The sequence below is a fragment of the Nocardia sp. NPDC003999 genome (assembly GCF_053604885.1).
In genome coordinates, this window is sequence record NZ_JBSGIB010000003.1 from 509,117 (window position 1) to 535,733 (window position 26,617).

Sequence of the window (26,617 nt, forward strand, 5' to 3'; positions counted from 1 at the left end):
CATGACGACCACCCCCGACACCGACGACAAGGTCGAGGTCGTCCGCCAGGCCACCCGCGAGCTGGCCCGCAAGTTCGACAACGACTACTGGCTCGACAAAGACCGCAAGCACGAATACCCCTGGGATTTCGTCAAAGCCTTCGCCGCGGGCGGCTGGCTGGGCGCGATGATCCCGGAGGAGTACGGCGGCATCGGCCTCGGCCTCGAGGAAGCCGCGGTCATGATGGCCGAGATCTCGGCCTCCGGCGCCGGCATGAGCGGCGGCTCGGCCATTCACTTCTATGTCTTCCCGCCCGCCCCGGTCGTGAAGTACGGCTCGGAGCAGATGAAGCGGGAATACCTGCCCAAGCTCGCCTCCGGCGAACTGCTCATGGCCTTCGGCGTCACCGAACCCACCGCCGGTGTGGACACCTCGCGCATCAAGACCAAGGCGACCAAGGTCGACGGCGGCTGGATCGTCAACGGGCAGAAAGTGTTCATCACCAACGCCCAGAACGCGCAGAAGATTTTGCTGCTGGCCCGCACCTCGCCGCGGCGCGAGGACAAGCCGCTGTGGGGCATGTCGCTGTTCCTGGCCGACATGGACCGCTCCAAGATCACCGTCCGCGAGATCGACAAGCTCGGGCGCGCCGCCATCGACACCAACGAGCTGTTCATCGACAATCTGGAAGTGTCCGACGACCGCCTCGTCGGTGAGGTCGACAAGGGCTTCTACTACCTGCTCGACGGGCTGAACCCCGAGCGCATCGTGGTCGGCATGGAGGGCATCGGCCTCGGCCGCGCCGCCCTCGAGATCGGCAGCGAATACGCCAAGAGCCGGGTCGTGTTCGACCGGCCGATCGGCCGGAACCAGGCCGTGGCGCATCCGCTGGCCGACTCCTGGATCCGCTTGGAGGCGGCCGAGGGAATGGCGTTGCGGGCGGCGAAACTCTTCGACGCGGGCCTGCCGTGCGGCCCCGAGGCCGCCGCGGCCAAGTACCTGGGCGCCGAGGCCGGGTTCGAGGCCTGTGACCGGGCGTTCTCCACCCTGGGCGGGTACGCCTATGCCAAGGAGTATCACATCGAGCGCCTGTGGCGGGAGGTGCGCCTGCTGCGTAACGCCCCGTTCTCCCAGGAGATGGTGCGCAACTACATCTCCCAGCAGGTTCTGGGCCTGCCCCGGTCGTACTGAGAGGAGCCGAACCGATGACGGGACCACTGGCGGGAGTGCGGGTCGTCGTGCTGGCGGGCATGGGCCCGGTGCCCTATGTGTCGATGCTCCTGGCCGACATGGGCGCCGACGTCGTGCGCGTCGTGCGGCCGCCGCACCGCTCCGCGCGGGCCCTGAGCCAGACCGACGGGCTCACCGAGCAGACCGACGTCGTCAACCGCGGCGTCGGCTCGGTGGCCGTCGATCTCAAGGATCCACAGGGACGCGAAGCCGTTCTGCGCCTCGCTTCTTCGGCCGAGGTGTTCGTCGAGGGTTACCGCCCCGGTGTCACCGAACGGCTCGGGCTCGGCCCGGACGACGCGCTGGCCCGCAACTCCCGCCTGGTCTACGTCCGGCTCACCGGCTACGGCCAGACCGGGCCGCGCGCCCAGGACGCCGGACATGACATCAACTATGTGGCCCAGTCCGGCGCCCTGCACGCGCTCGCCTCCGCCGGTGGCGCACCGCGGCCGCCGATCAACCTGCTCGGCGACTACGCCGGTGGTGGGGCGATCGGCGCGTTCGGGATCGCCTGCGCGCTGGTCGAGGCCACGCGCACGGGCCGGGGGCAGGTGATCGACGCGGCGATGGTTGACGGTGTGGCGGTACTGACGGCCAAACTGCAGGGGCTGCGGGCGGCGGGGCTGTACTCCGACGAACCGGGCACCAACTTCCTGGACTCCGGAGCGCCGTTCTACGACACCTACCTGTGCGCCGACGGCCGTTACCTGGCCGTCGGCGCCCTCGAACCGGATTTCTACGCCGAGTTCGTCAGCCGTCTGGGTGTCGACAGCGCCGACTGGCCCGAGCAGGACGATCGCGCGCAGTGGCCGCGGCTGCGTGCGCTCATCGCCGAGGCGGTGGCCCGGCGCACCCGCGACGAGTGGGCGCGGATCTACCGGGGCACCGACGCCTGCGTCTCACCGGTGCTCACCTTCGACGAAGCCGCCGCCGACCCGCACAACGTGGAACGTGGTGTGTACACCCGGGTTTCGGGAGTTCTGCACCCGGCGCCCGCGCCGCGGTTCAGCGGGACGCCGACCCGCGCGCCCACTGTCCCGCCAGCGGGTCCGGATGACATCGCCGACATCCACGCCCGGTGGGAGACCGCCGCCACTCGCACCGACGCCGTGTCGGTCGGAGAATGAGAGGACAACAGTGACCGGTTACGAGGAATTCTCGGCGCTCCGGGTCGACCGCCCGGCGGAGGGTGTGCTGCGCATCGTGCTCGACGGACCGAACCTGAACGCGGTGGGCGCCGAAGCACATCGGCACCTGGCCGACATCTGGCCGGTCGTCGCGCTCGACGAATCCGTGCGCGCGGTGTTGATCCGCGGTGCGGGTGACCGGGCATTCTCCGCGGGCGGCAGCTTCGACCTGATCGACGACATGATCGGCGACTACGCCTCCCGCACCCGCGTCATGCGCGAAGCACGCGACCTGGTGCGCAACATCATCGAGGTGCCCCAGCCGATCATCTCCGCCATCAACGGCCCCGCGGTCGGCGCGGGTCTGGTGGCCGCGCTGCTGGCCGACATCTCGATCGCGGGCCGCAAGGCCAAGATCGTCGACGGGCACGTGCGCCTCGGTGTCGCCGCCGGTGATCACGCTGCCATCTGCTGGCCGCTGCTGACCTCCATGGCCAAGGCCAAGTACCACCTGCTCACCAACGAAGTGCTCACCGGAGAGGAAGCCGAGCGCATCGGCATGGTCTCGCTGTGTGTGGACGACGATCAGGTGCAGGACAAGGCTTTCGAGGTCGCGCAGAAGCTCGCCGCGGGGTCGCGCGCCGGTCTGCAGGGCACCAAGATGGCGCTCAACGGCTGGTACCGCCAGGCCATGCCGATCTTCGACGCGTCGCTGGGCCTGGAGTTCTACAACTTCGCCGGCCCCGATGTGATCGAGGGCGTCACCTCCCACCGGGAGAAGCGGGAGCCGAAGTTCTCATGAGCACTCCACGCGCGCACGGCCCACTGGCCGGTGTCACGGTGATCGGCCTCGAACAGGCCATCGCCGCCCCGCTGTGCACCCGCCACCTCGCCGACCTCGGCGCCCGCGTGATCAAGGTCGAACAGCCCGGCTACGGCGATTCGACCCGGCACTACGACACTGTCGTCGGCGGTCTGTCGGCGCATTTCACCTGGCTCAACCACGGCAAGGAATCCGCAGCCCTCGACCTGCGCGCTCCCGCCGACCTGGCCGTGCTGGAGAGCATGCTCGGCGTGGCCGACGTGCTGGTCAGCAATCTGGGTCCAGGTGCGCTGGACCGCCTCGGCCTCGGCGTGGACGAGTTGACCGCACGTTTCCCGCGCCTGATCGTGGTCGACATCTCCGGTTACGGTCGCGGCGGTCCCCTCGACCACAAGCGCGCCTACGACTTGCTGATCCAGGCCGAAGCGGGCTCGTGCTCGATCACCGGCACCCCGGGCCGCCCCGCCAAACCGGGAATTCCGGTGGCCGATATCGGAACCGCCCTCTACGCGTATTCGGCGATCCTGGCCGCGCTCTACGACCGCGAGCACACCGGCCGTGGCTCGGTGGTGCCGGTCGCGATGCTCGACGTGGTCTCGGAGATGATGGGCTTCGCGCTCAACCAGGTGCTGCACGCGGGCACCGAACCGGAGCCGGTCGGCATGGGCTCGCCGATGATCGCCCCCTACGGCGCTTACGCGACCGCCGACGGGCAGACCGCCGTGCTCGGTACCACCAGCGATCGCGAATGGCTGCGCCTCACCGATCTCATGGACACCCCGGAACTCGCCGCCGATCCGCGCTACGCGCACAACGACGACCGGGTCCGGCATCGCGACGAGCTGGACGCGATCGTCGGGCGGTGGTGCGCCCAGCGCACGCTCGCCGATATCCAATCCGCCGCCGACGCCGCCGGGATCGGCAACGCGCGCCTCAACGGGGTTCGCGAGCTCGCCGATCATCCCCAGCTGCGCGAACGCGGCCGCTGGCGTGAGGTCGGAACCCCGTCCGGCCCGGTGCCCGCGCTGCTGCCGCCGGGACTGGCCCGGGACTGGCCCGCTGTGCACGGCGCCGTCCCCGCGCTCGGCGCGCACACCGAGGCGCTGCGGGCCGAATTCGCGCCTGTCGCGGGCACTTCCGCCGTCGCGCAACCATGACGCGCGAACTGAACCGAACCGAAAGAAGTGGTGACCGACGATGAGTCTCACAGCCGATGAACAGCAGATGGTCGACTTGGTCGCCGAATTCGTGGACCAGCGGGTGTCCGGGCGCGTCCGCGAGTTCGACGAGAACGACATCTATCCCGAGGAATTCATCGAGGAGATGAAGAAGCTGGGCTTCTTCGGCCTGCTCGCACCCGCCGACTACGGCGGTGTCGACGTTAGCACCGCCTGTTTCGCCCGCGTCACCGAGGAACTCGCCCGCGGCTGGATGAGCCTGGCAGGCGCCATCGGCGGCCACTCGGTGATCACCTACCTCATCAAGACCTTCGGCACCCAGGAGCAGAAGGACCGCTATCTGCCGAAGATGGCCGAGGGCGCCATCCGCGCCACCATGGCGCTGACCGAACCCGGTGGCGGCTCGGACCTGCAGGCCATGCGCACCATCGCCACCCGCGACGGGGAATCCTGGTCGATCACCGGTTCCAAGACCTGGATCTCCAATGCCGCACACTCGGGCCTGATCGGGCTGCTGTGCGTCACCGACCGCGACGCGAAGCCCGCGCACAAGGGGATGAGTGTGATCCTGGTGGAACCAGGACCGGGATTGACCGTCTCGAAGAAGCTCCCCAAGCTCGGCTACCGCGGCGTCGAAGCGTGCGAGCTGGTGTTCGAAGGGCGTCGGGTCGGTGACGACGCGATCCTCGGCGGTGTGCCGAACCAGGGCTGGGCGCACATGATGCGCGGCCTCGAGGTCGGCCGCATCCAGGTCGCCTCCCGCGCGCTGGGCGTCGGGCAGGCCGCCTTGGAAGCCGCCGTGCGCTACGCCCAGGAACGGCAGTCCTTCGGCAAGCCGATCTGGAAACATCAGTCGATCGGCAACCTGCTGGCCGACATGGCCACCAAGCAGCGTGCCGCCCGCCTGCTCACCCTCGATGCCGCCGAGAAGCTCGACCGTGGCGAACGCGCCGACATGGAGGCGGGCATGGCCAAGCTCTATGCCTCCGAGACCGCCATGCAGATCGCTCTGGACGCCATCCGTGTGCACGGCGGCTACGGCTACTCCAAGGAGTACGACGTCGAGCGTTACTTCCGGGACGCGCCGCTGATGATCGTCGGTGAGGGCACCAACGAGATCCAGCGCAATGTCATCGCCGCACAGTTGATCGCCCGCAACGCGATCTGACCCGAATCGGAGTTCCCGACAATGACTTCCAGTCTCCGCCGTGCCGCGCTGGTCGCACCGTCCCGCACCGCGGTCGGCACCTTCGGTGGCGCGCTTCGTGACGTCCCGGTCGAGGATCTGGGCGCTACCGTGGTGAACGCCGTCGTCGAACGGTCCGGAGTCGACCCCGAACGCATCGATGACGTGGTGTTCGCCCAGTCCTACGCCAGCTCGGAGGTGCCCTGTGTCGGCCGGTGGCTGGCACTGCACGCCGGTCTGCCGATCGGCGTGCCCGGCATGCAGCTCGACCGCCGCTGTGGTGGCGGCCTGCAAGCCCTGGTCACCTCGGCGATGATGGTGCAGACCGGCGCCGCCGACGTCGTGCTCGCGGGTGGTGTCGAATCGATGAGCCGCATCGAGTACTACTCGACCGCTACCCGCTGGGGCGCCCGCGCGGGCACCGTCCAGCTGTTCGACCGGCTCGACCGGGGTCGTGAGCGGTCCCAGCCCGAAGGCCGGTTCGGCAGGATCTCCGGGATGATCGAGACCGCCGAGAACCTCGCCGAGGACTACAACCTGATGCGCGAGGAAGCCGACGCCTATGCCGCCCGCAGCCACCAGCGCGCCGCCGCGGCCTGGGCCGAGGGCTTTTTCACCGACGAGGTCGTGCCGGTGCGAGTCCCGCAGCGCAAGGGCGACCCGGTCGTCTTCGCCACCGACGAGGGCATCCGGGCCGATTCGACCCCGCAGTCGCTGGCGAAACTGCGCACCATCACCCCCGGCGGCACCGTGACCGCAGGCAACTCCAGCCAGCAGAACGATGCCGCGGCGGGCATGCTCGTGGTCGCCGAGGACCAGCTCGACGTGCTGGGCCTCGAACCGATCGGCTATCTGACCGGTTGGGCGGCCGCCGGCTGCGACCCCTCCCGCATGGGCATCGGGCCGGTGCCCGCCGTGGCGAAACTGGCCGCGCGGCAGGGCTCCGACACCGTGTCGCTGCTCGACACCATGGACCTGGTCGAGCTGAACGAGGCGTTCGCGGTCCAAGTGCTGGCGGTGCTGGAGGGCTGGGGCTGGCGTGAGCACGACAAGCTCAACGTCAACGGCTCCGGCATCTCCCTGGGACACCCGATCGGCGCCACGGGCGCCCGCATGGTGACCACCCTGCTGCACGAGCTGAAACGGCGTGGCGGCGGCCGTGGCCTGGCCACCATGTGCATCGGTGGCGGGCAGGGGCTCGCCGCCACCTTCGAGACTGCCTGAAAGACCCACTCGGGTAAGACGAGCCGGGCCCCGGTCGATCGAACAGGTCGGCCGGGGCCCGACTCCGTGGTAAGGCAGAGCTTTCGGAATCCGGACACAGCAACGGGCCGGGACGGACACGATCGAAGTCCGACTCCCCCTCGGGTACTTCGATCGCCGGTTCTCCGTCCCGGCCCGGCCGGGACGCCATGTCCGGGATGACGGCAGGCCCCGGATACGGCGCCGGTTCTAGGGACGCAGCAGGGCTGCGAATTCGGCGACCGGCAGATCCGGGTCGCTCGCGGTGATCGACTTCAGCAGGGCCTCGCTGCGCTCGGTGCCCATGGCGACCGAAGTCAGATCACGGAACTTGGCGTCGAGGTCGTCGGCCGACATCGGGTTCTCGGCGGTGCCGAGGGGATTGTCGACGAAGACGTGCTCGCGGGAGCCGTCGTCGTAGGTGGCGGTGATGTCGGCGATCCAGCGGCCGGGATAGGCGGCGTCGAGCTCGGTGTCGACCTCGATGCGCACCCGGCGGGCCATCTCGGCCACCGCGCTGTCCGGACCCAGGTCCAGCGCACCGGACAGGTAGTCGTGGTGGACGCGGAAACCGTTGCCGTGCCCGGTGATCGCGAGCGCGAACTGGAACGGCAGGCTGTATTGCAGGTGCTCGATGATCCGCGGGGCGTAGGCGTTGGCGTTCTGGTTGCCGATGATCACATCGCCGCCGGACTGGATGCCGAGCCGGATGGCGGTCACCGCACCGGCTTTCGCCGCCAGCTGCCGGGCGCCGTCGATGTAGGCATGGTTGATACCGCAGCAGCAGTAGGGCTTGATCCAGAGCCGGGTGATCTCGAACGGGGCGTCCGGCGCGAACAGCTGCGCGGCGTTCTCGGCCACCGGCCGCCCGACGTAGCTGCGGTAGAAGCCCTTCCGGCCGGTGAGGAAGGTGGTGGGACCGGTGATCCCGGCCGCCGCCATCTCCGCGGCGCGGATGCCGTTGCGGGTGCCGATGCCGGCGTGCAGGCGCTTGACCGAACCGCCCGAGGAGGTGTACTCGGTGGTGCCCGCGCTGTGGCTCATCGCGATCGACAAGGCGTGCACGGTTGTCTCGGCGTCGAATCCACGCATCTTGGCCACGACCGCCGCGGCGCCGAACGCCGACAGCAGTCCGTGCGGATGGAAACCGCGCTCCAGAAGTTCCGGCGCGGCCAGGATGCCGATGCGCGTGTAAACCTCGTAACCGGCCACGATACCGGTGATCACCTCGCGCAGGGTCGCTCCCATTTCCTCGCCGACCGCCAGCGCGGCCGAAACAACCGTGCTGCCGGGATGACTGGAGCTAGAGCGGTGCGCGTCGTCGTATTCGAAGCCGTGCCCATAAGTGGCATTGACGAACGCGGCGTCGGCGGCGCTCATCGTGTGCGCGGAGCCGGTGACGTGCGCCGCGCCGGGCGCGTGCGAGGCCAGGGTCAGCTCGAGTGCGGCCCGGCTCCACGGCAGTGCCGCGCAGCCGATCTGCACCGCCAGTTGGTCCTGCATCAGCCGCCGGGCTCCGTCGAGCGCCGCGGCGGGAATCGAGTCGTAGTCCAGCTCGGTGACCAGCCGGGCGACGGCGGACTCGAGCGGGGGAGTGGTCGACATGGGTAACCTTTCGCGTGGGATCAGCCGAGCGTGTCCAGCAGCGCCGGGGGCAGGCCGTAGGACTTCGGTTCCACGTAGGCGTCGAAGCCCTCCAGGCCGGCTTCACGGCCGATGCCGCTGTTCTTGAAACCGCCGATGGGGGCGAAGAATCCGGCCGGGGTGCCGTTGATTTCGACGGTTCCGGTCTGGATGCGGCGGGCCACCGACAGGGCGCGCGCCGGGTCGGCGGCGAACACCGATCCGTTGAGGCCGTAGGGCGAGTTGTTGGCGATGGCGATCGCTTCGTCCTCGGTGTCGAAGGTGTGCACGGTCAATACCGGGCCGAACACCTCCTCCTGGGCGATGCGGGCGTCGGGGTCGACATCGGCGAACACGGTCGGCTGTACATACCAGCCGCGTTCCAGCCCGTCGGGGCGCCCGCCGCCGACCAGGATCTCGGTGCCTTCGGCCTTCGCCGCGGCCACGAAATACTCGACACGTTCGCGCTGCGCGGCGCTGACCAGCGGGCCGATCTCGGTGGCCGGATCGAACGGATCACCCACCGGCATCGAGCCGATCATGTCGCGCAGCCGGTCGTAGAGATCGTCGCGCAGCGAGCGGGCGACCACGATGCGGGTCTTGTTGCTGCACACCTGTCCGCTGTTGCGCAGGGACAGGGCTCGGATGACCGGCACCACGGCGTCCAGATCGGCGTCATCGAGCAGCACCGCGGCGGACTTGCCGCCCAGCTCCAGGGTCACCCGGCGCAGATCCTGCCCGCAGATCGCGGCGATTCGGCGGCCCGCCGCGGTGGACCCGGTGAAGGAGACCTTGTCCACGCCCGGATGCCGGACCAAGTGCTCGCTGACCTCGCGACCGGCCACCACCACGTTCAGCACGCCGTCGGGCAGACCGGCCTCGGCGAAGATCTCCGCCAGCAGGTAGGCCGACAGCGCGGTCTCCGGCGACGGCTTGAGGATCGCGGTGCAACCGGCCAGCAGCGCGGGCGCGAGCTTGATGATCGCGATCTGCAGCGGCGCGTTCCACGGAACGATCGCGGCGACCACGCCGACCGGCTCTCTGGTGACCAAGGCGTTGCCGGTCACGGAGCGACGGACATCGCTCCACGAGTACCGCAGGGCGAGCTCGAGGAAGGCGTCGAGCAGCATCCGCGTGCCCATCGACTGCATCCGCGTGGACAGAGTGATCGGGCACCCCATTTCGGCGCTGATGAGCCGGGCGACCTCGTCCTGGCGAGCGGCCAGTGCCTCGCTCACCCGGGTGAGCACCGCGATGCGCTCACTCAGGTCCGAGCGCGGCCACGGACCGGAGTCGAAGGCGGTCCTGGCGGCGGCGACAGCGGCATCGATGTCGGCGACCGAACCCTCGGCGACCCGGGCCAGCACCTCCTCGGTGGCCGGCGAGACCACAGCGAACCGGTCCTCGGTCGCGGGGGTCACCCACGCGCCGCCGATGAACACCTTGTCGTACTGCCCCTGCCGGACGTCCGTCGGCACAGTCATGGGTAGCTCCTCGCTCACGATCGCGGCGTTCCCGGTGCGGTGTCGGCCCCGGCCGCCGGTGTCTCCGGGCCGCGGTGCAGAGTGCCCGTCGTGATCCCGGTCATACAAACTATATAATATTGAATCGCTGAGACCAAGATTTCGTTGCGCTCGGGCCACTCGATGCCCTAGGCATGCCTACTGCCACGTGCCGATATCGGTCGCACCGAGGTGACCGGAGACAACTCCGGGTGCGGCGACAATATATAATATGAACAGGCTGACCACAGGAGGCAGGCAATGCAGCACAAGCCGCTCGATGGTATCCGGATCCTCGAGATCGGTGGATACATCTCCCTTCCCTTCGGCACGTCGATGCTGTGCGCACTCGGTGCCGAGGTCGTGAAGGTGGAGCGGCCGGTCGTGGGCGAGGACTTCCGCCGTCATCAGAACGACGGCAGTCCCTATTTCCGGCAGTACAACACGGGCAAGCGCAGCCTCGCCGTCGACCTCAAGCGCCCCGAGGGCGTGGCCCTGGTCAAGGCGCTGATCCCGCGATTCGACGTGGTGCTGGAGAACATGCGGCCGGGCAAGCTCGCCGCCCTGGGTCTCGGCCCAGAGGTCTGCCGGGAGTTGCGGGAAGACCTGGTCTACGGGTCGGTCACCGGCTTCGGCGCCGGTGGCCCGCTGGCCGACCGGCCCGCCTACGACACCATCGGCATGGCCTTCGGCGGCATGTACTCGCTGTTCGGCGACGAGGGCCACCCGCAGCTGACGGGTGGCCTGAGCGCCGACCTGGTGACCGGCCTGACGACGACGGCGGGCGTGCTCGCCGCTCTGGTCGGCCGATTGCGGACCGGCGCGGGCCAGCACCTGGAGACCTCGATCATGGAGGCGGTGAGCGTCCTGACCGCCGACGGCATCACCCAGTCCTTCGAACTCGGCGCCGACCCGACCCGGGAGAGCAGGCACCCGCAGGCCCAGAACTTCTGTGTCCGCACCGCTTCGGGGGAATCCCTGGCCATCCACCTGTCGTCGTCGCAGAAGTTCTGGCACTCGTTGTGCCGGGCCATGGACCGTCTGGATCTCACCGAGGATCCGCGCTTCGCCGAATACCGCCCGCGCGAGGCGCACTACTTCGAACTGGTCAAGGTCGTCGAGGCGGAGTTCGAGCGTCGCACCTTCGACGACTGGGAACGGGTGCTGACCGAACACGATGTGCCTTTCGCTCCGGTGCTGTCGATGAGCGGTTACGTCGGTCATGAGCAGACCCGCTGGTTGGGGATGGTGGAGCCGCAGGCCGACGCCCTGGCGTTGCTGCGCCCGCCGTGGCGGTTCGACGGCGAGCGCCCCGACCGTCCCGGCGTGGCGCCGCGCGTCGGCGCCGACACACGATCGGTGGCAGGGGAAGTGCTCTCCGGTGATCAGATCGACGACCTCGTGGCAGGCGGCGTCCTGTTCATTGAGGACTGAGCCGTGGTGGACCGGTCGGCCGCACTGCTCAGTGTCCGGGCGTGACCACCAACTGTCACAGTGACAGCGCCGCCCCGGGCCCGGGGATCCGGAACCGGGGCGGCGCTTTCGCGTTTTGCGTGATCAATCCCCGAGCACGCCCGCACGGCGCAGCCGGTTCAGCTCGGCGGTATCCAGGCCCAGGACATCGGCGAACACTTGCTCGGTGTCCGCGCCCAGGGCCGAGGCGATGCCCACGGGTCCGTAGGCGCCGTTCTCGCGAATCGGGTTGTGCGCGGAGATGATCGGGCCGATACCGGGCTGGTCGACGGAGGCCAGCACCTCGGAACCGGTGCCGTCCTCGAAATCGGCGACCACGTCACTCATCCGCCGGTAACGGCTCCACAGCACCCCGGCCTCGGTGAGCGCGGCGGCGGCCGCAGCGACGGAACGCGCGCCGAACCACGGTCGCATGACCGCGGCGATCGTCTCCCGGTGGGTGTAGCGCTCGGCCTCGTCGGTGAAGTCCGCACCGAGGGACTCCTCCAACGCGGCAAGTACTTTCGTGGTCCCGGTCGCGGAACCCAGCGCGGCCCACTGGCGCGGTGTGAGCGCCACGATCATGACCCGTTCGGCGTCGGCGGTGACGAAGTCCGCACCGAAGGTGCCGTAGACGAAATTGCCGTGCCGCGGCCGGTCCCCGCGTTCGCGAACCTCGCTGAGCCAGCCCAGGTTCGCCACGCCCGCGAGGGCGACGTCGGCCAACGCGATCCGCAGATCGGCGCCCGCACCGGTGCGCTCGCGCCGGTGCAGCGCGGCCAGCAGCGCGGTGGTGGCGGTCGTCCCCGCCAGGAAGTCCCAGGCGGGCAGCACATGATTGACCGGAGTGCGGGTATCGGCGGGGCCCGTCAGGTCGGTCACGCCGACCTCGGTGTTCACCGTGTAGTCCACTGCCGGGCCCCCGTCGGCCTGGCCGCCGATGTGCACCTTGATGACATCGGCGCGGCGGGCGGCCAGCGCCTCGTAGGAGAACCACGGGCGGCCCACCGCGTTGTCGACGACCAGTCCCGCGTCCGCGCCCGGCGCGGTGGCCAGCGCCAGCACGAGTTCGCGGCCCTCGGGACTGCGCACATCGAGCGCGACCGACTGCTTGCCTCGGTTGAGCGAGTTCCAGTACAGACTCTCGCCGGTGGCGCGCGCGACCGGCCAGCGCCGGTAGTCCGGGCCGCCGCCGAGCGGATCGATCCGGATGACCTGGGCGCCGAGCTGGGCCAGGGTCATGCCCGCCGAGGGTCCCGCGACGAAGCTGGCGAATTCGACGACCCGCAGGCCCGCCAGCGGCTGCCCGCTCATGCGCCTGCCTGCCGCGCGGCAGGAAGAGCGGAGGGCTCGTTGGTGACTGGCTGCGGTGTCAAACGCTCACTCCTTCATAGGAAATTTCCCGAGATTATATATTATGTTCCATTACGGCCGGTCATCCGGTGTGGCGGCACCGGTCCCCGCCAGCCGCACGGCAGGCCGCAGGTGGCGATGACCTCGCGATGGATCGAGCCATCGGCGAAGTGGTGGGTGTAGAGGTGCGCCGAGGCGGGGTAGTCGCAGGCTGCGCAGCGGCCGAAATAGTCGAGTATCTCGGTGACTTGGGTGTGGGGCTCGGGCACGATGGTCGCTTCCGGGACGAGCGGACGGTGGCGCGGGGTGGGAGGAAACAGCGGCAGGCGCCTCAGGCGGGGCGGTGTTCGGTGGTGTCGCGCGTGGATATCGGCGCCGACCAGGAACCCAGGATGCGCAGCTTCTCGTGCGAGGTGGTGCCCGGATCGGCCGACCACAGCACCAGCTGCTGGTCGGTGTCGCCGGTGTCGCGGAAGGTGTCCCAGTTCAGCGTGAGGTCGCCGACGGCGGGATGGTGCAGGGTCTTGGTGCCGAACTCCTGGCGCGCGACGTGCCGTGCCGCCCACCACTGCCGGAACTGTGAGTCGGCGATCGACAGCTCGCCCACCAGTGCGGTCAGCTGGGGATCGGTCGGATTGACGGCCGCGTCCATGCGCAGGATCGCGACACAGGTCCGCGCGACCGATTCCCAATCCGCATAGAGCTCGCGCATGGCCGGGTCGGTGAAGACCATGTGCACGTAGTTCCGCTTGCGCGCGGGCATCCCGCCGAAATCGGTGATCAGCGCCGCGGCCAGGTCGTTCCACGCCAGGATGTCGAGATACCGGCCGAACACCAGGGCGGGGGTATCGGTGAGCTGATCGAGCAGCCGCTGTAGCTGCGGGCGCACCGGCTTGGCCTGCCGCCGGGCGGGCGCACGTCGTTCGGAACGGCGGGCCAGGCTCTCGACGTACTCACGCTGGTCGGGGTTCAGGCGCAGCGCGCGCACCAGCGCGTCGAGCACGGGCTCGGACGGGGCGAGCCGGCCCTGCTCGATCCGGGTGTAGTAGTCGTGGCTGATCGCGACCAAATCGGCGACCTCCTCGCGCCGCAGGCCGCTGACCCGGCGGGGGGTGGCGCTGTGCACCGACAGGCCGACGTCGTCGGGGGTGAGCTCGCCGCGGCGGGCCTTGAGGAAGCCGCCCAGCTCGCGGAGGTGAGGTGCCTTCTCCGTCATGTCACCACGCTATGCCCGGCGAGACGCCGCCGCCTGGGACAAAACCTTCCCAGGCTCCCGGTAGCGCCGATCTGCGCGTTCTCGACACCGACTCCAGCGCACTGTATAAAATATGTTGCTTCAGTCACAGCTCGGATCGCCGGACGAGGACGTCTCGGCGTCGAGACAGGGTGGTATCGCGTGCACACAGTTTCGCCTCAGGCCTCCGAGGAACGGGTCCATCCGGACATCGCGTCGTCCTGGCGCCGGTCCCGGCTCAACGGATTACGGCGCGACGCGACTCCACGTCTGACGCCCGGGCCGGTCGCGACCGACAGCGGTCTGCTCCGGGCGGCGCGGCCGGTGCTCGGCCGCACACTGGGCGAGATCGAGGGCAGCCGGGTCGCCTTGGTGCTGGCCGATCACGCTGCCTGCATCCTCGAGGTCGACGGCGCGCTGCGCGCCGTGAGCCGCTCCATCGAAGCGGTGGGCATCGTGCCCGGGGTGCGGCTGAGCGAGGACCGGATCGGCACCAATGCCATGGGCACCCCGCTCGAGACGCGGCGCAGTCTGCTGGTGCGCGGCGAGGAACATTTTCTGTCGGCCTTCCGCGCCTTCACCTGTTACGGGCACCCCATCGTCCATCCGGTGACCCGCCGGCTCGAAGGCGTCCTCGGCATCGGTGGCGAGTTCGACGAGGATCACCGCCTGTCGGCGCCTTTGGCCCGCCGCATCGTCCGCGACATCGAGGACCGCCTGCAGCAGGACTCGCCTCGGGTACAGAGCCGGTTGATGAGCGCCTTCCGGGCGGCCGCGGGCCGCCGCGGCCGTTCGGTGGTGGTGGTCGGTGAGGGGCTGGTACTGGCGACCCCCTCGGCGCTGGATCTGCTGACACCGGCCGACCACGCCGCGGTGCGGGCCTGCGCGGAGAGTCTTCGTCCCGGCGCCGAGGAGTCCCACCGGCTCACCCTGGCCTCGGGCCGGGAGGTCGTGCTGACGTGCGCTCCCATCGAGGACACCCAGGGAGTGCTGGTCGACATCTGCGACGAACGCCGCGCGCGTCGCGGCGTCGCGAAACGGGTCGCGCGCTGGCCCCTGCTGGTGGTGGGCGAATCCGGCACCGGGCGCACCACGGAGGCGCTCGGCGTGGCGGGCCCCGCCGCGACGGTGCTGGACGCGACCGAGATCGTCCTCGTCGGCGAGCAGGCCTGGGCGACGGAACTCGGTGCCGCGCTGGACATTCCGGGACCACCGGTGGTGGTCGAGAGCATCGAGCTGCTGTCCGCGCCGCTCACCGCGTTGCTGGCTCGTGCCCTGCGCCGGACGCCGCGTCAGGTCGCGCTGACCACCACACCCGGCGACCACCTCGACGAGGTGCACGCCGCGCTGTCCGCCTTGTGCACCGACCGGGTCGACCTGCTGCCCCTGCGGCGGCGCAGGCACGAGATCCCGCAGCTGGCCCAGCGCATGCTCGCCGAAGTCACCGGCCACAACCGGACCCGCTTCACCTCCGATACCCTGCGGATCCTGGCCGGGCAACCGTGGCGGGGCAATTTCACCGAGCTGCGCCGGGTGGTCGAGGCCGCCGCGGCGGCGCGCTCGGCCGGGGACATCATCCCCACCGACCTGCCCGCGTCGCACCGCTCGGCTCAGGTTCCCGGCTCGCCGTTCCTCGAAGCCGAACGGGAGATCATCGTCGCGGCCATCGAGGCGGCGGGTGGCAACAAACTGCAGGCCGCGCGGGCACTCGGGGTGAGCCGGTCGACCTTGTACAACCGCATGCGGGCGCTGCGCATCGCGTGAGGTGGGTCCCGGCCGGCGGGAATCCCGGCCGGGAAAACCGCGGGCGCACGGTGTCGTGGCCGTGAGACGCCACCGGGCCCGCTCGCGCTCGTGGCGAGCGGGCCCGGGTCGGCTGGCAGTGTCTCAGCGGGCGGTATCCGGCGCCAGCAGTCGCATGACCGCGCCGAAGTCGTCGACGGAGTCGAGCGCGAACACCGACTCCACCACCTCGTCCATCCGCGACTCCGAGAGCACGCCCTGGGCGTTGACCCGGAATTTGGCGATCAGTTCGTCATCGGTCATCCGGGTGGTCGGGTCCGGGGACGGGCTGCCCTTGGGGAAGCGGCGCTCGGCGGTGAACGTCGTGCCGCGCGCGTCGACCTCGACCTTGGTCGGCCGTGCCGAGGGATGCGCCGACAACTCGGCGAAGTAGTCCGGATGCGGGGCGAAGGTGACCTTGTCCATCAACCCGAGCACGGACTCGCTGAACACGAGTTCGGGTGCGTGCCAGGCTTTTCCCGGCACGACATGGTGCGCGCCGACGGCCAGGCCGTGGGCGATGTCGAACTGCGCGTCGTGCGGCTTCTCCACGATCCGGCTCTGCCACAGCGGGTGCATGACCGCCGCCTCCCCCCAGCAGCGGATCGCATCGATCTCCTCCGGCTTCAGATCGTTGGTCTCGATGATCTCGGTGAGCGCGTGCAGCGGGGCGTGCAGGATGCGGCAGTGCGGGTAGGGCTTGTAGGACTGCTCGGCCAGGAAGCGCCATTCGGTGCCGAGGCCGTCGGTGATGTTGTCCGGTTCCCAGCGGCGGGTGCCGATGAAGCGGCGGAAGCCGACCTCGGCGTCGTCGAGAATCCGCAGGTCACCGCGATGGCCGAGGCCGGCCATGTGCACCGCGGTGAGCGAGGCCTGGGTCAGGGTGCCCGCGAGCAGATACTTGATGGTGGCGCTCGGGGCGTGCTCGATCCACGGACGCATGGAGTTCACCGGCGCGATCGCCGCCGCGATGCCCAGGGTGTTGGCGAGGGTCTCGGCGGACTGCCCGGCCAGCTTGCCCGCCGCGGCCGCGCCGCCGAAAACGGTGACGCTGTAGCCGATCACGGGGGACAGGTCCATCGAATCGTTCTGCACATCGCGCAAGTAATCCATCGCCTTGTAGAAGCGATAGGACATCTCGTGCGACAGCGCGACCGCTGCCAGCACCTCGCGGCCCGAGCTGGCGCGGCTCTCGCCCATGGCCATCGTGGTGGGCAGCACGTAAGGGGAGACGTGCCCCGGTGGCAGGACGGCGTCGAAGTCGAGGGCGTTGATCAGCTCACCGTTGGCGAAGGAGGCGCCGAAGATCGAGACGCGGTCGTCGGTGCCGATGATGGTGGCGTCGCCCGCGGTGCCGCCGGTGAGCCTGCCGTACTCGATGCCGATGCGGCCCTTGGGTTCGTCGACCGCGCCCAGCGCGCAGCCCATCGCGTCCAGCAGCAGCCGCTTGGACTCCTGGACCGCCTCGGGCGGCAGGGTGTCGTAGTCGGCGCCGGTGGTGAAGCGGGCCAGCTGCTCGGCAATCGTTTCGGGCATGGGGGATTCCTCTCGCACTCACGGGCCACCGGCCGAGAACAGGGCCGGGAGGTTTTCGCATTATATATTATCGATGACAAGGTCGGACGCCTCGCGCACTCGGGCCGTCATGGCAGGGATGTCGCGCGCAGCCAGCGAGCCACCGCCTCGGCCCGGTTGGCGACACCGAGTTTGCGCAGGATATGGGTGATGTGGGTCTTGACCGTCGCCTCGGTGATGGACAGATCGCGGGCGATCTGCCGGTTGGCCCGGCCCGCGGCGAGCAGGTCCATCACCTCGGCTTCCCGATCGGAGAGTGCGGGCAGCCGGGTGGTGGCGGAGTTCGGGGGTGTGTGGGTGCGGGTGAGCCGGTCCAGTCCCGAGCGTACGGCGGTGAGACCGTCGAGTAAGGCCGCCCCGGCCAAGGCGTGACCCAGCCCTTCGGCGAACACCGCCAGCATGGCCCGCGCGGTGGCGTCCACTTCGCGTCGCTGGAAGTAGTAGTCGCCGTGCACGAGCCCGGCCACGCTGTCCCCGACCACGATCGGGGCGACGCCGTAGGAGCTGCACCGGGTGAACTCCACCAGCGGCCGCACGACTCGTGGATTGTGCTGGACATCGAAGACGAGTCCGGGCTCGGCCTTGCTGACGATGTCCGTCTCGACCAGGTGTCCGTCCAGCGTGGGGCGGGATTCGCGTCCTGCGGCGAGTATCTCGTCGGCCCAGTGCGGATCGCGAGCCACGAACATGGTGTGCAGATGCCAGGTCGTGCCTTCGGTCGTCGAGACCAGGGCGCGGTCGAAGCCCATGGTGCCCACCGCCTCCGCCGCGCGCGCCAGGAGTTCGTCGGTGCCGCGAGCGCCACGCAGCGCCGCCACGGCTCTCGCGGCCAACCGCAGGTGGTGGGCGCTGTCGGCGCCGCGCAACGCGGCGAGCTCGGCCTCGGCCTCGCGGATGCGTGTCAGCAGGGCGGCCGCGGGGGCGATGTCGGTGCCGGGGGGTGCCTCGGTCACGAGGGCGAGGGTGTCGTCCCAGAGCCGGGCGAGCAGGTGACGGGCCGCTTCGGGGGAAGGGGCGTCGGGGGCGTCGATGGGCCGGTCCAGCAACTCGGCGGCGGCGGCCGTCAGCGCGGCCAGGCGCGCGGCGAGATCCGCCCCGCCCGCCCGGTCGCGGCTCGCAGTCGTCATCTCGATCACCGCGCAGCTCCCGTTCCTCTACTCCGCTGATGCATAATATTCAATATTCGCTACCTGTGTTGTGAATCGCTCCAATTGGCCCACCTGCTCGGCCGGGGCCTCATGCCCAGGTCGGAGTGGGTACTCCGTTCGGTCTACTTCCGGCCCCGCCTCTTGTGATTCACCACACTGCATATTTTATATTGCCTCGACCGATCGACGGAGCGACGCAGTCTGCTGCTGCCCGTCCCGACTGGAGGAGAGAAGCTGGCATGCGGGGAGTTGTGTTCAACGGGGATCGCAACCTCGAGATCGCCGAATTCGCGGACCCCACACCCGGCCCCGACGACGCGGTGGTGCAGATGAAGGCCTCGGGGATGTGTGGCAGCGATCTGCGGTTCTACCGGGCGCCCGCCGGGCAGGCGTTGGCCGCCTTCGGCCTCTCCGGCGACGACGGCGGCATCATCGGCGGACACGAGCCGTGCGGCGTGGTGGTGGCACTGGGGGTGAACGTCGATCCCCGCACCGTGCGGCTCGGCGACCGGGTCATGATCCATCACTACGACGGCTGCGGCGCCTGCGACAACTGCCGGTCCGGCTGGACCCAGATGTGCAGGCGTGGCGCGGTCATCTTCGGCGCCACCGCCCACGGCGGCCACGCCGACTTTCTCAGGGTGCCCGTCCGCACCCTGGTCCCGCTGCCCGACGAACTGAGTTTCACTGCGGGCGCGGCGATTTCGTGCGGTACCGGCACCGCCTTCGGCGCGCTGCGACGGCTGCGCGTCGACGCCTGCGACACCCTGGCGGTGTTCGGTCTCGGACCGGTCGGCCTGTCGGCGGTGCAGCTGGGTGCCGCGATGGGCGCGCGGGTGATCGCCGTCGACGTGCAGGCCGACCGGGTCGCCCGGGCCCGTGAGTTCGGCGCCGCCCACACCATCGATTCGAGCGCGGACGACCCGGTGGCGGTCATCCGGGAGCTGACCGCCGGGCTCGGCGTGAGCGCCGCCCTCGACTGCTCCGGCGCCGCCGTCGCCCGCGCCGCGACGGCTCGCGCGGCGGGACAGTGGGGGCGGGTCGCCTTCGTCGGTGAGGGCGGGGAGGTGACCGTCGAGGTCAGCCCGGACATCATCCGCAAACAGCTCACCGTCCTCGGCTCCTACACCTTCTCGCTCACCGGCCAGGCCGACTGTGCCCGGTTCGTCGCCGATCACGGCATCGACCTCGATCGCCTGTTCACCGACCGCTGGACGCTCGGCGACGCCGTGCGCGCCTACGCGGAGTTCGACGAGCAGGCGGCGGGCAAAGCCGTCATCGAGTTCTGAGGACCGAGACCATGACGACAACCATCGACCGGACTGTCGCGGTGCCGCGCCCGGGACTGCGTGCCCGGCTCGGCCGCTCCGAACAGGCCTACTTCGTCCTCGGCATCACCGTGCTGCTGTGCGCGGCGGGCGCGGCGACCACTCCGGGGTTCCTCACCGCGGGCAACTTCGCCAGCCTGCTGCGGCTGTCGGCGGCCTTCGGCATCCTCGCCGTCGGCGCGGCGATCGTCATCCTGGGCAAGGGCATCGATCTGTCCATCGCCGGTGTGGCACTGGGCTGCGCGCAGGCCACCCTCGCCCTGATATCCGGCGGCATGCCCGAACCGCAGGCCATCGCGATCGCGGCGGTGATCGCGCTCGTCACCGGCCTGATCAACGGCGTGCTGGTCGCCTATGTGGAAGTGCCGGCGCTGTTCGTCACGCTGGCCACCGGGCTCCTGGTGATCGGCGGGGTCGACGTCTTCCTGCTCGACAGCAACTTCTACGCGCTGCCCGCCGGTTCCCGCATCGCCGAACTGAGCAACGGCGCGGTGTTCGGCGTCCCGCGCCCCGTCGTCCTTGCGGCGCTGGTGTTCCTCGCGGCCTGGCTGTTCGTCACCTATACCTCGGCCGGACGGCTCATCCGGGCCATGGGTGACAATTTCGCCACCGCCCGCGCCACCGGCGCCCCGGTGCGGCCGCTGCAAGTCGGCACCTACATGATCTCCGCGCTGCTGGCACTGCTGGCGGGGTACCTGACGGTCTCCATCCAGGGCAGCGTGCAGACCACCGTCACCTCGTTCGACCCGCTGTTGTTCACCGCGCTCACCGCGACCGTCATCGGCGGCATCTCCCTGGCGGGCGGCCGCGGCTCGATCCTCGGCGTGCTCGCGGGTTCGGTGTTCATCGCCGTGCTCGACAACCTGCTCGTCCTGCACGGACTCACCACCGCGGTCCAGGACCTCATCCGTGGCGGTGTGCTCATCGTGGCCGTCGCCCTGGACGCCTGGCTACACCCCCGCGACGAGGAAACCGCCAAGAGCGGCGAACTCTAGCCATCCCCGAATCACCTCTCTCTCAGGAGTCTTCGACGATGAAGAAAAAAATGCTCGCCCTCGCTCTCGCCTCGGCCTCGGCGATCGCCCTTGCCGGCTGTTCCACCGGTGCCCGATCGGCGAACAGTCCCGCCGCGGGCGGCGCGGGCCAGACCTTCGGCGAGACCGTTCAGCTCTTCGACGCGAGCACCAAGGTGCACGAGTCCATGCGGGGCAAGAAGGTCGCCTTCGTGCCCATCCTCTACAAGGGTTACAACCTGACGATGAACTGGGGCGCCTCCATGGAGCGCGCCTTCGGCAACCTCGGCGCCGAATTCCAGGTCTACGACCCCAATTTCGACACCGACAAGATGACCCGCATCATCAGCGACATCATCGACCGCAAGGCCGCCGACGTGCTGATCCTGCACAACCCCGACGTCGGCGTCCTCACCAAGCAGATCGCCGACGCCCAGAAGGCCGGCATCTACACGGTCGTGGTCAACATGATCTCGAGCCGGCTCGGCGACGCCTACATCGGCGTGGACAACATCGCCGCCGCCGAGGACATCACCAGCCGGGCGGTCTCGGACTGCGAGAAGCGCGGCGCTCCCAAACGACTGGCGATCATCGACGGTCCCGGCAACGACGCCGCCTCGCTGCTGTGGTCCAAAGGCGTGCACAACATCGCCGACGCGGCCGGGTTCGAGGTGGTGACCACCGCGCACAGCCAGTGGCAGAACTCCCTCGCCCAGCAGGCCGCCGAATCGATCATCCAGCAGCAGAAGACGAATGTCTGCGGCTTCCTGGTCACCTACGACCTGAACTCCATCGCGGTAGGTGACGCGGTGCAGAGCGCGGTCGCGCGCGGGGTGATCCCGGCCGACTCGCTCGGGGTCTACACCATGGCCGCCGACACCCTGTGGTGTGACGCGCTGCGCCAGGGCAAGGTGACCGCCTCGGCCTCCTACGACGTCCAGGGTGTCGGCACCGCGGCGGTGGTGGCCGCCCAGCAGCTGGTACAGACCGGCGCGCCCGCGGGCAGCACGCACACCGTGGCCTTCGTTCCGCACACGGTGGTGGATCGCGGGAACGTCGACGCCACCACCATCGCCTGCTACAAGGGGCAGTGATGGCACGCGGCATCGACGCGTTCGGGCAGACCGGCGGCTCCTGGCGCGACCGCTTCGCACCTGCTCGCACGCTGTCGGACCTGTTCGAGAAGCGCTGGATGGAAGGCGCGGTGCCGCTGGGCCTCGCCGTGGGACTGAGCGTGCTGGTCGTGCTGAGCACACCGGTCGGCCTCGCGGACGCGCCGACCATCATGGACGAAATCTCCGAGAAGGGCTTGCTCGCGATCGGCCTGACCGTCGTGCTGGTCGCGGGCGGCATCGACCTGTCGGTCGGATCGATCGTCGGATTCACCGCGATCGGGGCCATGGTGGCCGCGCGGGCATGGGAGTGGCCGATGGTTGTCGTGGCTCCCGCCGCCGTCGTGTGCGGCGCGCTGCTGGGCGCGGTCAACGGATACTTCATCGCCTACCGGAAGATGCGGCCCTTCATCACCACCCTGGTCACCCTGGTGGCCTTCGGTGGCGCGGCCGCGGCGCTGCAAAGCGCCTACAGCTTCCAGCTGAGCATGCCGAGACCCGATATCGTCTGGGACTTCCTGGGCGAGGGCTCGATCGCGCTGATTCCCACGGCCTGGGTCTTCTTCGGGTGCGTGCTGCTGGCGGCGCACGTCGGCCTCACCCGGTCGCGGTGGGGCTGGTGGGTGGCCGCGGTCGGCAGCGACCGGCGATCGGCGCGCCGCAACGGCATCCCGGTCGACCGGGTCACCTTCTTCGTCTACGTGCTGTCCGGCGCGCTTGCCGGGCTGGCCGCCCTGCTCACCTCGGCCCGGGTCGGGCGCACCGATCCCGATGTCGGACAAGGGTGGGAGCTGATGGCGCTGACCGCCGTCGTACTCGGCGGGGTAAGCCTCGCGGGCGGTCGCGGTTCGGTGCTGCGGGCGACGGTCGGCATCGTGGTCGTGCAGATCATCCAGCAGGCCACGGTCGTCATGCACCTCGAAGGTTCTTGGTACACCGTGGTTCTTGCGCTGGCGCTGCTGGTCTTCGCGGTCCTCGATCAGCAGTGGGGCAAGTACCGGCAGCGCACCGCCGAGAAGCTGAAGATCGACCCGGGCCGGATCGCCCTCGGCGAACTCGTCGACGTGACCGTGCCCGGCACCGTCTGGACGATCAACGACAAGATGACCGACGCCACCCCGATCGGTCTCGGCCGGATCGAGGGCGCCGAGGACTGCGCCGTCGGACCCGAGGGCGAAATCTACTGCGGTGACCGCCGCGGCTGGGTCTGGCGTTTCCATGCCGACGCCCCCGACGAGGGCGAGATCTTCGCCCGCACCGGCGGTTTCCCGCTCGGTCATGCCTGGGACCGGGACGGGCGGCTGCTGGTCGCGGTCGGCGGTATGGGCGTCTACCGATTGGACGCGGACGGGGAAGCCGAACCGGTCGCCACCAAGGTGCCACGCAGCCGGTTCTCCCTGATCGACGACTCCGGGTTGCGCGCGGTCGACGACCTCGACGTCGCCCCGGACGGCTCGATCTACGTCTCGGACTTCTCCACTCGCACCAATGCCGCCGAATACCTGGTGGAACTGGTCGAATCGCGACCCAACGGCCGCGTGGTGCGGATCGACCCCGACGGCAGCGCCGAGGTCGTGGTGTCCAACAGCGTGTTCCCCAACGGCGTCTGCACCGCGCACGACGGGCAGTCGATCCTCATCGCCTCCACCGGCTTGTGCCGGGTGGACCGGCTGTGGATCGCAGGCCCGAAACAGGGACAGCTGGAACCGGTCCTGGAGAACCTGCCGGGCAATCCCGACAACCTCAACCGGTCCTCCGACGGCAACTACTGGCTGCCCTTCGTCTCGCTGCGCACGCCGATGTCGGACCTGCTCAACCGCTACCCGGCGGTGCGCAGGAGGATGACCAAGGAAGTGCCTCTCGACAGCTGGGTGGTGCCGCAGCTCAATGTCTCGTGCGTGATGAAGTTCAGTGACCGGGGCGAGATCCTGCAAGTGCTCTGGGATTCCACGCTGGCGGCGCACCCGATGGTGACTTCGGTGAAGGAACGCGCCGGGCAGCTCTATCTGTGCGGTGTCAGCAACAACCGCATCGGCCGGCTCACCCTGGACCCGGGCGAGGTCGGCTCCATCGATCCGGCGCAGGTCCCCGGCCTGATCGTGCCCGGCCGCCCGATGGCGGAGGCGGACCGATGAATCGTGCTTTGACCACCCTGAAGGAATGGATCAATCCCGGCTGGGCCCGGCACCGCAGCGTGCCCCCTTTCGAGGCCGGATTGCGTCCGAACCGGCGGCTCGACGATGCCGAGCTGCTGTTGCCCGCGGGGGATCACGCACCCGACGACGTGCTCGTGCGCCCCGGTGGGCAAATCGTCTTCTCCAGTGGGAACACGGTTTTCACCCTCGACGGCGGTACGGCCGCGCCGCACGCCGTCGTCGGTGGTCGCGCGGGCAGCCTCCTCGACACCGGTGACGATCTGATCGTCGCGGTCGACGGCGTCGGCCTGGTCCGGATCGACCGCCGCGGCGGCACCCACGACCTGTGCACCGACCCGCTGGTGGCCACCGGTGTCACCGATCTGACCCGGCTGCCCGACGGCGCGCTGCTGGCGACGATCGGCTCGGTGGAACCCGCGCACCGGGACTGGGCGCAGGCCCTGGTCGCAGGCGACCGATCCGGCCGGATCGTGCGCGTGGATCTCGCGCACGCCGAAATCGCCGCCGACGGTCTCGCTCACCCCAGCGGCATCGAGATCGTCTCGGACACGGAGGTTCTGATCTCCTTGGGCTTCGAGCACCGCATCGAACGGAGGCGCATCGACGCCCTGAACCGGCCCGGCGCACCGGTCGGCAGCAGGTTGCCGGTCTACCCCGGGCGCATTCGCGCCGCGGGCGACGGCTGGTGGGTCGCGGCGCCCTATGCCCGCAACCGTTTCACCGAACTGCTGCTCGACGAACCCGAGCTGCTCGCCGAGATGCGGGCGACCATCCGCCCCGACGAATGGTTCGTGCCACGCCTGCGCTGTGCCAACCCCTACACCGACACGCTGCAACTGGGGCAGCTGCGCGTCCTGGGGGTGGTGAAACCCTGGGCGCCGGCTCGGTCCTACGGCCTGGCCTTCCGTCTCGACGCCCGCGGCCGGATCACCGAGAGCCTGCACTCGCGTGCCGACGGTGACCGCCACGGCATCACCGGTGTCGCGGGGGGACCGCACGGAATCATTCTGGCGGCCAACGGCTTCGGCAACGTCCTGTGCGCCGGGCCGCGGAACGAGAGGAGTCTGCCGTGACCGGGAAGACCATCGAGCCGGTAATCCGGCTGGCCGGTGTCAGCAAGCACTACAGCGGCACCTACGCCTTGCGCGACGTCGACTTCGACGTGCGTCCCGGCGAGATCCACGCGCTGCTCGGCGAGAACGGCGCGGGCAAGTCCACCCTCGTGAAGGTGATCTCGGGCGCGATCGGCCACGACGCGGGCACCCTCACCGTCGGCGGCCGGGAACGCCGCTTCGCCACACCCAAGGAGTCCGCCCAGGCCGGCGTTGCCATGGTCTACCAGGAGGGCTCCCTGGTGGAGTCCATGACGGTGGCGCAGAACCTGTTCCTCGGTGACGAGAAGCCGTTCAACAACCTCTCCCAGCTCAATGTGGTGGCGCGCGAGCTACTGGAATCCCACAACTTCCACATCCGGTCGGAGATGACCGCGGGCGCGCTGGGGATCGCGCAGAAGCAGATGGTCGAGATCGCCCGCGCGGTGCACCGCAACGCCACCCTGGTCATCCTCGATGAGCCGACGGCCTCGGTCACCCCCGAGGAACGGCTCCAACTGTTCCTCTCGATGCGCAGGCTCAAGCGCCGCGGCATCGGCGTCGTCTTCATCACCCACATGCTCGACGAAGCCTTCGAGGAAGCCGATCGCATCACCGTCCTGCGCGACGGACAGGTCCAGGGCACCCTGGACAAACCCGCTTTCGACCGCACCGAGGTGGTGCGGATGATGGTGGGGCGCAGCGTCGAATACCAGCGCGTGCCGCCAGGGCGCGAACCCGGCCCGGCGCCGGTGCTCGAAGTCGACGACCTCACCCTGCTGCCCGCCGTCCGCAACATGTCCTTCTCCGCGCATCCGGGTGAGATCGTCGGCATCTACGGTCTCGTCGGCGCGGGACGCAGCGAGACGGCGATGATCGTCGGCGGGGTGGCCAAACGGCGGCGGCTGCGCGGCGGGACCGTCCGGCTGGCCGGGCGCCCGGTGCGGTTCCGCACCCCGCGCCACGCCCGCCGCGCCGGGATCGTCTACGTCACCGAGGACCGCAAGGCCTCCGGCTTCTTCGGGCACTTCTCCATCGCCGACAACATCTATTTCGGCCACCTGTGCAGCGCGGCGCGCCTGCCGCTGCTGGTGCGGCCGGGGGAGCGCAAGTCGGTGGCGCGCAGATTCGTCGAACGATTCCACGTGCGCACGCTGCAACCGGAGCGGGCGAAGCTCGAGGAACTCAGCGGAGGCAACCAGCAGAAGGTGGTACTGGCCAAGAGCCTGACCCGTACCCCGCTGGTGGCCATCATCGACGAACCCACCCGCGGCGTCGACCTCGGCACCATCACCGAGATCCACGCCATGATCCGCGCGCTGGCCGACGACGGCGTCGCGGTGGTGGTCATCTCCTCCTACCTGCCCGAGATCCGGGCGCTGTCCGACCGCATCCTGGTCGCCAAACAGGGCAGCATCGTCGCCGAGTTCGACCCCGACGAGGCCGACGACGCCAGGCTGATGTTCGCCGCGGTGCACTGAC

21 protein-coding genes are annotated in these 26,617 nt (G+C 69.6%); 14 read left to right on the forward strand and 7 right to left on the reverse strand.

The window, feature by feature from the left end; genetic code table 11:
* The first annotated feature begins 1 nt into the window (after position 1).
* The 6 genes from ACWESM_RS09925 to ACWESM_RS09950 are packed head-to-tail and all read left to right on the forward strand — an operon-like array spanning position 2 to position 6,748.
* On the forward strand, positions 2–1,171 hold the full coding sequence (locus tag ACWESM_RS09925; RefSeq protein WP_067810348.1) for an acyl-CoA dehydrogenase family protein: 1,170 nt from the start codon (positions 2–4) through the stop codon (positions 1,169–1,171).
* A gap of 14 nt (positions 1,172–1,185) precedes the next feature.
* Positions 1,186–2,337, forward strand: a complete 1,152-nt coding sequence (locus ACWESM_RS09930) for a CaiB/BaiF CoA transferase family protein (protein ID WP_452491345.1) — start codon at positions 1,186–1,188, stop codon at positions 2,335–2,337.
* Positions 2,338–2,347: 10 nt separating this feature from the next.
* A complete protein-coding gene (locus tag ACWESM_RS09935) occupies positions 2,348–3,139 on the forward strand; it encodes an enoyl-CoA hydratase/isomerase family protein (RefSeq protein ID WP_067810345.1) in 792 nt (263 codons plus the stop codon).
* Positions 3,136–4,317, forward strand: a complete 1,182-nt coding sequence (locus ACWESM_RS09940; protein ID WP_364428066.1) for a CaiB/BaiF CoA transferase family protein — start codon at positions 3,136–3,138, stop codon at positions 4,315–4,317. The genes ACWESM_RS09935 and ACWESM_RS09940 overlap by 4 nt, the downstream gene beginning before the upstream one ends.
* Before the next feature lie 40 nt (positions 4,318–4,357).
* Entirely contained in the window at positions 4,358–5,506 is a 1,149-nt protein-coding gene (locus ACWESM_RS09945) for an acyl-CoA dehydrogenase family protein (protein WP_452491346.1), read from the forward strand.
* Positions 5,507–5,527: 21 nt separating this feature from the next.
* Positions 5,528–6,748 (forward strand): acetyl-CoA C-acetyltransferase, encoded by a 1,221-nt coding sequence (locus tag ACWESM_RS09950; protein WP_397281179.1) that lies wholly within the window; start codon positions 5,528–5,530, stop codon positions 6,746–6,748.
* A 228-nt stretch (positions 6,749–6,976) separates the two neighbouring features.
* On the opposite strand, the gene ACWESM_RS09955 is transcribed toward ACWESM_RS09950, so the two are convergent.
* Together ACWESM_RS09955 and ACWESM_RS09960 are read right to left on the reverse strand one after the other, a co-directional pair.
* On the reverse strand, positions 6,977–8,371 hold the full coding sequence (locus tag ACWESM_RS09955; RefSeq protein ID WP_452491347.1) for an MmgE/PrpD family protein: 1,395 nt from the start codon (positions 8,369–8,371) through the stop codon (positions 6,977–6,979).
* A gap of 20 nt (positions 8,372–8,391) precedes the next feature.
* Positions 8,392–9,873, reverse strand: a complete 1,482-nt coding sequence (locus ACWESM_RS09960) for an aldehyde dehydrogenase (RefSeq protein WP_452491348.1) — start codon at positions 9,871–9,873, stop codon at positions 8,392–8,394.
* 279 nt (positions 9,874–10,152) lie between these two features.
* On the opposite strand from ACWESM_RS09960, the gene ACWESM_RS09965 reads away from it, so the two are divergent.
* A complete protein-coding gene (locus ACWESM_RS09965) occupies positions 10,153–11,325 on the forward strand; it encodes a CaiB/BaiF CoA transferase family protein (protein WP_364428053.1) in 1,173 nt (390 codons plus the stop codon).
* A gap of 123 nt (positions 11,326–11,448) precedes the next feature.
* On the opposite strand, the gene ACWESM_RS09970 is transcribed toward ACWESM_RS09965, so the two are convergent.
* The 3 genes from ACWESM_RS09970 to ACWESM_RS09980 form a co-directional block, all read right to left on the reverse strand.
* Complete coding sequence (locus tag ACWESM_RS09970; protein ID WP_364428050.1) at positions 11,449–12,657, reverse strand: CoA transferase; 1,209 nt, start codon at positions 12,655–12,657, stop codon at positions 11,449–11,451.
* Between the two features lie 101 nt (positions 12,658–12,758).
* Positions 12,759–12,965 carry a hypothetical protein gene (locus ACWESM_RS09975; protein WP_364428047.1) on the reverse strand — a complete coding sequence of 69 codons (207 nt, stop codon included), beginning with the start codon at positions 12,963–12,965 and terminating at the stop codon, positions 12,759–12,761.
* A 62-nt stretch (positions 12,966–13,027) separates the two neighbouring features.
* A complete protein-coding gene (locus tag ACWESM_RS09980; protein WP_364428044.1) occupies positions 13,028–13,912 on the reverse strand; it encodes a helix-turn-helix domain-containing protein in 885 nt (294 codons plus the stop codon).
* 180 nt (positions 13,913–14,092) lie between these two features.
* Here ACWESM_RS09980 and ACWESM_RS09985 point away from each other — a divergent pair, with 180 nt between their 5' ends.
* On the forward strand, positions 14,093–15,694 hold the full coding sequence (locus ACWESM_RS09985) for a sigma-54-dependent Fis family transcriptional regulator (RefSeq protein ID WP_452491350.1): 1,602 nt from the start codon (positions 14,093–14,095) through the stop codon (positions 15,692–15,694).
* Between the two features lie 123 nt (positions 15,695–15,817).
* On the opposite strand, the gene ACWESM_RS09990 is transcribed toward ACWESM_RS09985, so the two are convergent.
* Positions 15,818–17,248: an MmgE/PrpD family protein gene (locus tag ACWESM_RS09990; protein WP_452491352.1), complete on the reverse strand. Its 1,431-nt coding sequence runs from the start codon at positions 17,246–17,248 to the stop codon at positions 15,818–15,820.
* Between the two features lie 107 nt (positions 17,249–17,355).
* Positions 17,356–18,414, reverse strand: a complete 1,059-nt coding sequence (locus ACWESM_RS09995) for a helix-turn-helix domain-containing protein (RefSeq protein WP_452491354.1) — start codon at positions 18,412–18,414, stop codon at positions 17,356–17,358.
* Between the two features lie 260 nt (positions 18,415–18,674).
* Between ACWESM_RS09995 and ACWESM_RS10000 the strand changes: the two genes are divergently transcribed.
* Genes ACWESM_RS10000 through ACWESM_RS10025 form a run of 6 tightly spaced genes read left to right on the forward strand, consistent with a single transcriptional unit; the run spans position 18,675 to position 26,616 of the window.
* A complete protein-coding gene (locus ACWESM_RS10000) occupies positions 18,675–19,724 on the forward strand; it encodes a zinc-dependent alcohol dehydrogenase family protein (RefSeq protein WP_452491356.1) in 1,050 nt (349 codons plus the stop codon).
* Between the two features lie 11 nt (positions 19,725–19,735).
* Complete coding sequence (locus ACWESM_RS10005) at positions 19,736–20,758, forward strand: ABC transporter permease (RefSeq protein ID WP_449994608.1); 1,023 nt, start codon at positions 19,736–19,738, stop codon at positions 20,756–20,758.
* Between the two features lie 38 nt (positions 20,759–20,796).
* A complete protein-coding gene (locus ACWESM_RS10010; RefSeq protein WP_452491358.1) occupies positions 20,797–21,870 on the forward strand; it encodes a sugar ABC transporter substrate-binding protein in 1,074 nt (357 codons plus the stop codon).
* Positions 21,870–24,023: an ABC transporter permease gene (locus tag ACWESM_RS10015; RefSeq protein WP_397281162.1), complete on the forward strand. Its 2,154-nt coding sequence runs from the start codon at positions 21,870–21,872 to the stop codon at positions 24,021–24,023. Before ACWESM_RS10010 ends, ACWESM_RS10015 begins: the two co-directional genes overlap by 1 nt.
* Complete coding sequence (locus ACWESM_RS10020) at positions 24,020–25,117, forward strand: SMP-30/gluconolactonase/LRE family protein (protein WP_364428022.1); 1,098 nt, start codon at positions 24,020–24,022, stop codon at positions 25,115–25,117. The genes ACWESM_RS10015 and ACWESM_RS10020 overlap by 4 nt, the downstream gene beginning before the upstream one ends.
* Positions 25,114–26,616, forward strand: a complete 1,503-nt coding sequence (locus ACWESM_RS10025) for a sugar ABC transporter ATP-binding protein (protein ID WP_452491359.1) — start codon at positions 25,114–25,116, stop codon at positions 26,614–26,616. Before ACWESM_RS10020 ends, ACWESM_RS10025 begins: the two co-directional genes overlap by 4 nt.
* The last annotated feature ends 1 nt before the right edge of the window (position 26,617 follow it).